The 8,816-nt window shown below is 36.6% G+C and carries 10 protein-coding genes; 3 read left to right on the top strand and 7 right to left on the bottom strand.

Going from position 1 to position 8,816, the window contains the following annotated elements; translation table 11 throughout:
• On the top strand, positions 1–1,825 hold a 1,825-nt coding region (gene gcvP, locus Q0L68_RS12255), incomplete at its 5' end, for an aminomethyl-transferring glycine dehydrogenase (RefSeq protein WP_296703496.1).
• 66 nt (positions 1,826–1,891) lie between these two features.
• Here the strand turns inward: gcvP and lipA are convergent.
• Together lipA and Q0L68_RS12265 are read right to left on the bottom strand one after the other, a co-directional pair.
• Entirely contained in the window at positions 1,892–2,770 is an 879-nt protein-coding gene (lipA, locus tag Q0L68_RS12260; protein ID WP_296703499.1) for a lipoyl synthase, read from the bottom strand.
• A gap of 54 nt (positions 2,771–2,824) precedes the next feature.
• Positions 2,825–3,553 carry a hypothetical protein gene (locus Q0L68_RS12265; protein ID WP_296703502.1) on the bottom strand — a complete coding sequence of 243 codons (729 nt, stop codon included), beginning with the start codon at positions 3,551–3,553 and terminating at the stop codon, positions 2,825–2,827.
• Between the two features lie 71 nt (positions 3,554–3,624).
• Here Q0L68_RS12265 and Q0L68_RS12270 point away from each other — a divergent pair, with 71 nt between their 5' ends.
• Both Q0L68_RS12270 and sdaAA read left to right on the top strand, forming a co-directional pair.
• Positions 3,625–4,029: an OsmC family protein gene (locus tag Q0L68_RS12270; RefSeq protein ID WP_296703507.1), complete on the top strand. Its 405-nt coding sequence runs from the start codon at positions 3,625–3,627 to the stop codon at positions 4,027–4,029.
• A 37-nt stretch (positions 4,030–4,066) separates the two neighbouring features.
• Complete coding sequence (gene sdaAA, locus Q0L68_RS12275; protein WP_296703513.1) at positions 4,067–4,972, top strand: L-serine ammonia-lyase, iron-sulfur-dependent, subunit alpha; 906 nt, start codon at positions 4,067–4,069, stop codon at positions 4,970–4,972.
• Here the strand turns inward: sdaAA and Q0L68_RS12280 are convergent.
• From Q0L68_RS12280 to Q0L68_RS12300, 5 genes are all read right to left on the bottom strand, one after another.
• Positions 4,964–5,383: a hypothetical protein gene (locus Q0L68_RS12280; RefSeq protein WP_296703515.1), complete on the bottom strand. Its 420-nt coding sequence runs from the start codon at positions 5,381–5,383 to the stop codon at positions 4,964–4,966. The genes sdaAA and Q0L68_RS12280 overlap by 9 nt on opposite strands.
• 35 nt (positions 5,384–5,418) lie before the next feature.
• Positions 5,419–6,357 (bottom strand): calcium/sodium antiporter, encoded by a 939-nt coding sequence (locus Q0L68_RS12285; protein WP_296703522.1) that lies wholly within the window; start codon positions 6,355–6,357, stop codon positions 5,419–5,421.
• A gap of 8 nt (positions 6,358–6,365) precedes the next feature.
• On the bottom strand, positions 6,366–7,013 hold the full coding sequence (upp, locus tag Q0L68_RS12290; RefSeq protein ID WP_296703517.1) for a uracil phosphoribosyltransferase: 648 nt from the start codon (positions 7,011–7,013) through the stop codon (positions 6,366–6,368).
• Positions 7,014–7,073: 60 nt separating this feature from the next.
• A complete protein-coding gene (locus Q0L68_RS12295) occupies positions 7,074–8,366 on the bottom strand; it encodes an OmpA family protein (protein WP_296703519.1) in 1,293 nt (430 codons plus the stop codon).
• Between the two features lie 120 nt (positions 8,367–8,486).
• The coding region (locus tag Q0L68_RS12300) for an OmpA family protein (protein ID WP_296703520.1) at positions 8,487–8,816 on the bottom strand (330 nt) is incomplete at its 5' end.

An 8,816-nucleotide genomic window follows, 5' to 3' on the forward strand; every position in this document is an offset into this window, starting at 1 on the left:
TAAGAATATTGCCTTAAGGACTCACGGCCTGGCAAAGTTGACAGCAAATAGCTTAAAGGAGCTAGGATTTGAAGTAAGTGAAGGTGAGTTTTTTGATACTATTAAAGTTACATTAAGTTCCCATGATCAAGCACATTTTTCAGCAATGGCTGTGGGAGCTGGGATGAATTTTAGGTATGCAAAAGATGTGGTATTTATAGCGTTTGATGAGACAAAATCTCTTCAGGATGCTCAAGAAATTATTAATGTTTTTGCTACAGCAGCGGGAAAAGACCCCGTTTCTTTGAAAGGTAAAGTAGACAATTTGGAACTTACATTACCGGAATCCTTAGAAAGAAAATCCCAATACTTGACTCATCCAGTCTTCAATAGCTTCCATTCAGAGCATGAAATGCTTCGATATATTAAAAAATTGGAGAGTAAGGATTTATCCCTGGTACATTCAATGATTTCATTGGGCTCTTGTACCATGAAATTAAATGCAACAGCTGAAATGATCCCCGTCACTTGGCCTGAATTTGGTCAAATGCATCCTTTTTCACCAATGGATCAGACGGCTGGATATCAGGAATTGTTTGCAAATCTTGAGAGGTGGTTATCTGAGATTACTGGATTTGCAGGAACTTCATTGCAGCCAAATTCAGGAGCTCAAGGAGAATTTGCTGGATTGATGGTGATTAGAGCCTATCATCAAGATAGAGGAGAATCACATAGAAATATAGCTTTGATTCCGACATCAGCCCACGGAACCAACCCGGCTTCTGCTGTAATGGCAGGTATGAAAGTGGTGTTGGTAAAATGTGATGAAAAAGGAAATATTGATCTTGAAGATCTAAAAGCTAAGGCTTCTGCCCACGCAAATGATCTAGCAAGTTTGATGGTGACTTATCCATCTACTCATGGTGTTTTTGAAGAAGCTATCAAAGAAATTTGTGATACGATCCACCAATATGGAGGTCTTGTTTACATGGATGGAGCAAATATGAATGCTCAAGTTGGATTAACGAGTCCAGGAAATATCGGAGCGGATGTTTGCCACTTAAATTTACATAAGACTTTCTGTATTCCTCACGGTGGAGGAGGACCTGGTATGGGGCCAATATGTGTAGCTAGTCACTTGGTTCCATTCCTTCCTGGCAATCCTTTGGTGAAGACTGGTGGAGAAAATTCAGTTTCTTCTATTTCTGCCGCGCCTTATGGAAGTGCCAGTATTTTACCTATTTCTTATGCTTATATCGCTATGATGGGTGGAGATGGATTGACCAATGCGACAAAAATGGCAATTTTAAATGCGAATTACATCAAAGAGAGATTGAGTGGCCATTATCCTATTCTCTATACTGGTACAAAGGGAAGAGCAGCCCATGAGATGATTGTGGATTGCCGAGGTTTTAAAGAAGTGGGAGTAGAAGTTGAAGATATTGCAAAGCGATTGATGGATTACGGTTTTCATGCACCTACAGTTTCTTTCCCAGTTGCTGGAACATTGATGATCGAACCAACTGAATCAGAGACAAAATCGGAATTGGATAAATTCTGCGATGCTTTGATTTCAATTAGAGCTGAGATCAAGGAGATTGAAGATGGAAATGCTGATAAAGTGAATAATGTATTGAAAAATGCTCCGCATACGGCAACAATGGTCCTCACAGGTGAGTGGGACTTACCATATTCCAGAGAAAAGGCCGTTTTCCCAAATGCAAATGTGAAAGAGAATAAGTTCTGGCCGACTGTTAGAAGAATTGATTCTGCTTATGGAGACAGAAATTTGATTTGTAGCTGTATTCCAGTGGAGGAATATGCAGAAGAGACTACTACGGTTTAATTATTCTATTCATTAAAAAATATAAAGGCAGCCATTTGGCTGCCTTTTTTGTTTCTGACTCTTAATTTAAACATTTACATGCCTTTCCGCATGGTAAGATGATCTTACCAAGGGACCCGATTCTACATATTTTAAACCTCTCTTCAACCCTTCTTCTCTATACATAGCAAATATGTCTGGGTGTATAAATTCAGCTACTTCAATGTGCATTTTTGTTGGTTGAAGGTATTGTCCTAAAGTAAGAATATCACAGCCATGTGCTACTAAATCATCCATAGCTTTAAATACTTCTTCTTTGGTTTCTCCCAAGCCAAGCATAATACCGGTTTTGGTTCGCTTGCCATATTCTTTAGTCAGCTTAATCTGTTCTAAAGAACGATCATATTTTGCCTGAGGTCTGACTCTTCTGTATAAGCTGCCTACAGTCTCCATGTTATGTGATACTACCTCTTGACCTCCATCAATCATTCTATATAGAGCATCCCAATTTGATTTCACGTCTGGAATCAAAGTTTCAATTGTAGTGGAAGGAGAAAGCTTTTTTGTTTCTACAACTGTTTGATACCAGATTTCTGCGCCTTTATCTTTCAACTCATCTCTATTCACAGAGGTTAGAACAGCATGTTTTACTCCCATTAATTTTATAGCTTCTGCTACTCTTCTAGGCTCATCTGTATCGTACTCTGGTGGCCTTCCTGTTGCAACTGCACAGAAAGAGCAAGACCTTGTGCAAACATTTCCAAGAATCATAAAAGTTGCCGTACCAGCTCCCCAGCATTCTCCCATGTTTGGGCAATTGCCACTTTCACAAATGGTATGAAGTTTATGCTCGTCTACCAATTTTCGGACTTTGGCGTATTCTTTCCCAATAGGAAGTTTTACTCTTAACCAATCTGGTTTTTTTCTTCGAGTTGCCTCCTCGGAAATGACAGGTAATTCAATCATAAATTGTGATTTTTTGCAAATTTAAAGCAGGAGGTCCTTAAAACCCAATTTCTATTACTTCCTGAATCCGTAATAGAAAGTAAAATAAACAGATTGGAAGATTTGCTTATTTTCTGCTGTTGGAATTAATGGTATTTCTTTGGTAAAACCTTCAAGCATGTATCCAAGTTCCAATCCTGTTACGTTACTTCTAAAAACACCGAATTCAAAGTTTAAAGCGGCTTTTACGTTTGCTCCTATGGCTAGTTCAGATTGGCCAATACCTTGAAATAATCTTCCTGTACCCAAGATATTGAATCTACTTTGGTGAATTTCAGGATCATATTGCTCAGAAACTGTTTCAACTCTATTAAGAGCATATTCAATATAATATGGAGCGATTAAGCCAAGTGATGGACCAACTGCAGCTAATGCAGAAACTTGTACACCTTGGTTCGGAGCTTTTTTAAACAAAACTATCTCTCTACCATATTGGGGCCTTATGGAATATAGATAATTTGACTTTCCAAAAATGTAGCTATTTCCAAGGACAGTGTTATACCGAACCTCTTTTGGGTTTTTTACATTAGAAAATTCTACGGCCCAAAAGCTAAATTGATCATCAGTTATTCGGGTTCCTACTTTGAAAACGAATCCTCCAATGAGCCCACCATTGGTGTTTTTATTTGCTCCAAAGAGGTATTCCTTATCATATTCATAATTGCCAATATCATCTCTTTGAGCGAAAGAATCTATCGCAAAAAGAATGATAAATAGTGGAAGAAGTAATTTCAGCTTTGTCATTCGAAAAGGTCGAAAATATTGTCCTATTTTGTGGATACAATTATTTAAACTGATTTTAAAAGTAAGGGTTTATGCCAACTATAAAAAGTTCGTATTTAGGAAATTTGAGAACTGTGTCAGAACATATTCAATCTGGCACTACAATTTTAACAGATGCTCCGATAGATAATAATGGAAAAGGAGAGAAATTTTCTCCTACAGACCTGGTTTCTAGTGCTTTGGGAAGTTGTATGGTCACAATTATGGGGATAGTTGCTGAAAGAGAGAATTTGGAATTGAATGGAATTACTTGGGAAGTGACGAAAATTATGCAATCTTCCCCCAGAAAGATTCAAGAAATAATTATCAATTTTCATTGGGACAATCCAGTAGAAGATTCAAAAATTCTGAAAAAGTTAAAAAATGCGGCACGAACATGTCCAGTTGCATTAAGTTTGGATCCAGCTATCAAGCAGACGATCAATTTTAACTTCTAAATTTTCCTAGAAAACCACAGAAAAAAACCCAAATCCTATGTGCTATTTATTTGAAAATTTTAAAGGTTGGAAATCCTATTGTGAAGAAAATAAAGTCTCATTACCGGATTCAGTGATTGAATATGAAGTAGAGCAAAAAAATGCCGAATCAAGCCAGATTAAAGTTGGGATTTTAAATGCTTTTCAGGTCATGAAAGATGCTGTAAAGACTGGACTCGAAGAAGAAATGACTTCCAGGTCTGGGATGATAAATAATGGAGCAAAAAAAGTTTTTAATCACCCATTAGCTGTTTTATCCCCCGAATTTCAAAAACTTATAGCAAGGGCTTTAGCAGCAAAAGAAGTCAATTCTTGTATGGGAAGGGTAGTTGCTGCTCCAACTGCAGGTGCTTCCGGGATTTTACCAGGAACTCTGGTTACTCTTCAGGAAATTCATGGTATTTCGGATGAAAAAATTGTTGAAGGCCTTTTAGTTGGTGCAGGTATAGCATTAATTATTGAAGAAAAAGCAAGCTTAGCGGGAGCGGTAGGCGGTTGCCAAGCGGAAACTGGATCTGCCGCAGCAATGGCTTCTGGTGCAATGGTGTATTGCTTGGGCGGAAATACCGATCAGGTTTTTAATGCAGTAGCAATAACGATTCAATGTATGCTTGGCTTGGTTTGTGATCCCGTGGCTGGCTTGGTAGAAGTTCCATGCGTAGTAAGGAATGCTAGCGCGGCTTCTATTGCGTTCAGTTCTACTCAAATTGCAATTTCTGACGTTAGTTCTGTGATTCCGGTTGATGAATGTATTGAAGCGATGGGAGAAATTGGAGCTTCAATGGAAAGTAGGTATAAAGAAACAGCGATGGGTGGTTTGGCGGCTACCTTAACTGGACAAGAGATTTCAAAACGCGTTTTGATTCAGGATATTGAAATTCTTCCCGACGAAGAATCACATTAGTAAGTTTTGAAAAAAAGGAATTTTAAGAATTCGGTCTATTGTAAGACAAAATAGAGTGGCCCAAAAAAAACTACTTAAGAGCATATTGAAATAGATATGCTTTTTTTTTGCTCCAAAAGACACCATGATCAAGGTTCCTCCTATTGGAGTTAGAATTAATGGTGTAATAATAGCAATACCAATTTCTCCGTATTTTTTCCATATTTTCACCAAGGTTCTATTCTTTTTCGAAAAAATAGGTTTCTTTTTATTGAATCTCAATTTCAGGTAATTTTTAAATTTTGAACCAATTAAAGTAAATAAAAAAACGCTAGTCATCATTCCAGCTACAGTCACTAAAATGGATCCTATTACTCCATATCCCGCGGCAGACCCTAAAACCGGACCTGCAATAAATTTGAATAAACTCAAAAAATATATTCCTAGAAATTTAAGGAGCGATTGAATCATAACAAGAAATACATATAAGCCCCATATCCTAAAAACAAGATCATTCCTTCGAAAAAGGAAATACGCATTTTAGTTCTGATCAAAGGAAATAGAATCAAAGTAAATCCAATCATCCAGAGGTAGTCTGAATTCAAGAATTCTCCTGAAACATCGATAGGTTTTATGATTGCTGTTATTCCTATTATAGAAAGAATATTCATGATATTACTGCCAAGAATATTTCCTATAGCCATGTCGGTTTTTTTTGCCAATGCAGCCATAATAGAAGTTATTAATTCTGGGAGACTTGTCCCTATTGCAATAATGGTAACACCTATTATTCTTTCAGAGACCCCAAATTCTCTTGAGATTTTGATGGCATTATTTACTAATAATTCTGATCCAAAATATAAGCCAACTATTCCTCCAAGGAATAATGAAATCGCTACGACCCAACTATAACCCTTCACTTGTTCTACCTCCTCAGTGACTTCTGTGTTGTCAATTAATCCGCCTTCATCTGTATTTCTAAATAGGTAAATATTGAAACCTATGAAAAGTGAGAACAGAAATACTCCCTCCCAAAATCCAATAATGCCATTATAACTTAATGCATAGAAGAGTAAAGTGACTATTGCTGTGATTAAATAATCAAACCGGAGAGTGCTTTTACGGATTAAAATGGGGTAAAATAAGCCACTTAGTCCTAATACCATTCCAATATTGGCAATATTTGATCCAACTACATTTCCTATCGAAATATCACTATTCCCTTTTAATGCAGCATTCACACTCACTAAAAGCTCAGGTGCGGAAGTGCCGAAAGCTACAATTGTGAGTCCTATTAAACCGGCACTCATTCCTAGCTTTACTGCAATAGCAGATGCTCCATCTACTAATATTTTTCCTCCATATAATAAGATAACTAGGCCTAAACCCAATAGAATGTAATCCATCATGATTATTAAAGTTTAGGTCCAAATGAAAGATCTCCAGCGTCACCAAGCCCTGGAACGATGTAAGATAAATGGTTTAATTTTTCATCTAGTGTCCCTAACCAAAAAGTAAAAGGTATGTTTTTTAGATTTTTTTGAATGTATTCGATTCCCTCTGGTGCGGCAAAAGCAGCAGCAATGTAAATTCTATTTGGTTTCCCGTGGGCTAAAATAGCATTGATTGTTTTTATGATAGATTTGCCTGTTGCGAGCATTGGATCTGCAATGATGACATCTTTTCCTTCGAGAGATGGGCTAGCATGATATCCTAAATTCACTTTGATATTTCCATCAATATTTTCTTCCCGAAAAGCTCCAATAAATCCACTTTCTGCTTGATCTAGGATATTTAAGAATCCTTGATAAAAAGGTAAAGAAGCTCTTAAAATCGAAATTATTACAGGTTTTGAGGTAATTATTTTAGTGGAGGCAATTGCCAGCGGAGTTTCTACTTTGACCTCTTTATATTCAAAAGATTTAGAAATTTCATAAGCTAGAATCTCACCTAATCTTTCAAGGTTTTTTCTAAAACGCATACGATCCTGCTGAATTTTTTTATCTCTCAATTCTAAAATGAATTGATTCGCAACCGAAGGAGTGTTGGAAAGAATAAACATGTCACGAAGATAAAATAAAACCCGGCTCTTTTGAAACCGGGTTTGATCAAGATTAAATTCTTATTTTATTTCAAAGCTAGTGCGCCTTGCTAATTGTCTTGCATCTGCTGAGGATTTGTCAACACTTGTGTCTTCTCCATAACCTTTATATGATATCCTTGCGGAATCAATTCCAGATGAAATAATTATAGTATAAACTGCCTTTGCTCTTCTTTCAGATAATTTGATATTATAATCATCTGATCCAAGTTCATCTGCATAACCTTTTACTTCCAAAGATACCCCTGGGTTTCTCTTTAAAAAGTTTGCAATATAATGCGCAGAAGATATTGAATAAGAAAGAGGATTATCACTGTCAAATGCGAAATAGACATTAACATAACCTTCATTGATAGCCTTTTTTAAGAAATCAACTTCTTCTTTAATTTCTTGAATCGGACATCCATTTGTTGAAGCTGGACCTGGAATAAATGGACATTTATCTATGTGATCAGGCGTTCCATCATTATCAGAATCTAAAGTAACACCTTGCGTGTTTACTCTTGCACCCACAGGAGTATTTGGCTCTTTATCTAAATAATCAGGAATGCCATCACCATCTGAGTCTTTCAACATGTCCTTTATTCCACTTATCTGGGAGGCTAATTCTGCTTTAGTAGCATATTTATCAGTAGCAATATACCAATCTGCATGCTCGTCAGAGGAACCTAAATAAAAGCTAAGACCTACCGTTGCAGTCCACCATGTACCAGGAGCATGGACATATGGGTTTTGTGTAGGGTCTGTGGGTTGTACATCTGAATTGAAGGTATTACCATCAAATGTGTAAGTTTGTCTTCCGTTGTATATCATAGAAAGATCACTGGTTAATGCAACTCTCGTCCCTAGCTTAAATTGACCTGTTAATCCTGAAATAATATTATAATGGTAATCTGGAGCCGTGTTTAAAATAGTTTCTTCAAAACTCATTCTTCCAAATCCTCCACCAAAATGGCCAAGAAGACCTATTTTTCTTGAAAAAGATTCAAAATTCATCACTCTTCCCAGATTAATAACCCCTTGAATATTGGCTCTCAAATAATTGGTTTTAAATTCTGGACTTTCTCCTTTGACCTCAGAAAAAGAGCCAAATCCACCGTCTGCCTTTAAACCAAATTTCTCATTAAACATATATCTAACTCCCAAATCCAGATGTCCTATATTCAAACTAGGACTTAGATATCCAGGCGTTAATGGAGCCATTGCTTTATTAAAACCAAAATTGGTTTCAAGAGACCATTTATTGAATTCTGATTGAGAAAAAACAGAAAATCCAATGCTGAACAACAGTATTGCTAAAATGAGCTTTTTCATTAAATGTGAATTAAGTATGAGGGGTCAAAAGTAGAAAAAATATAACAACTATTCTGAGAAAATTAGGACATAAAAAAAGCCCGGATTAACCGGGCTCTTAATTAATTATATTTTTTAAGCTTATTTCACTTCGAAACTAGCTCTTCTTGCCATTTGTCTGGCATCAGCAGAAGACTTGTCTACGCTAGTATCTTCACCGTAACCTTTATAAGAAAGTCTAGATGCATCAACACCGGAAGAAATTAATAAGTCATAAACTGCTTTAGCTCTTCTTTCAGAAAGCTTCATGTTGTAATCTTCAGGACCTAATTCATCGGCATATCCCTTAATTTCTACACTTACTCCAGGATTTTTCTTCATGAAGTTTGCAACATAACTAGCTGCGCTAGTAGAATATCCAAGCGGCTTAGAGCTATCGAATGCATAATATACGTTGATGTAACCATCGTT

This window comes from Algoriphagus sp., from assembly GCF_024642405.1.
In the GTDB taxonomy this organism is placed as follows: Bacteria; Bacteroidota; Bacteroidia; order Cytophagales; family Cyclobacteriaceae; genus Algoriphagus.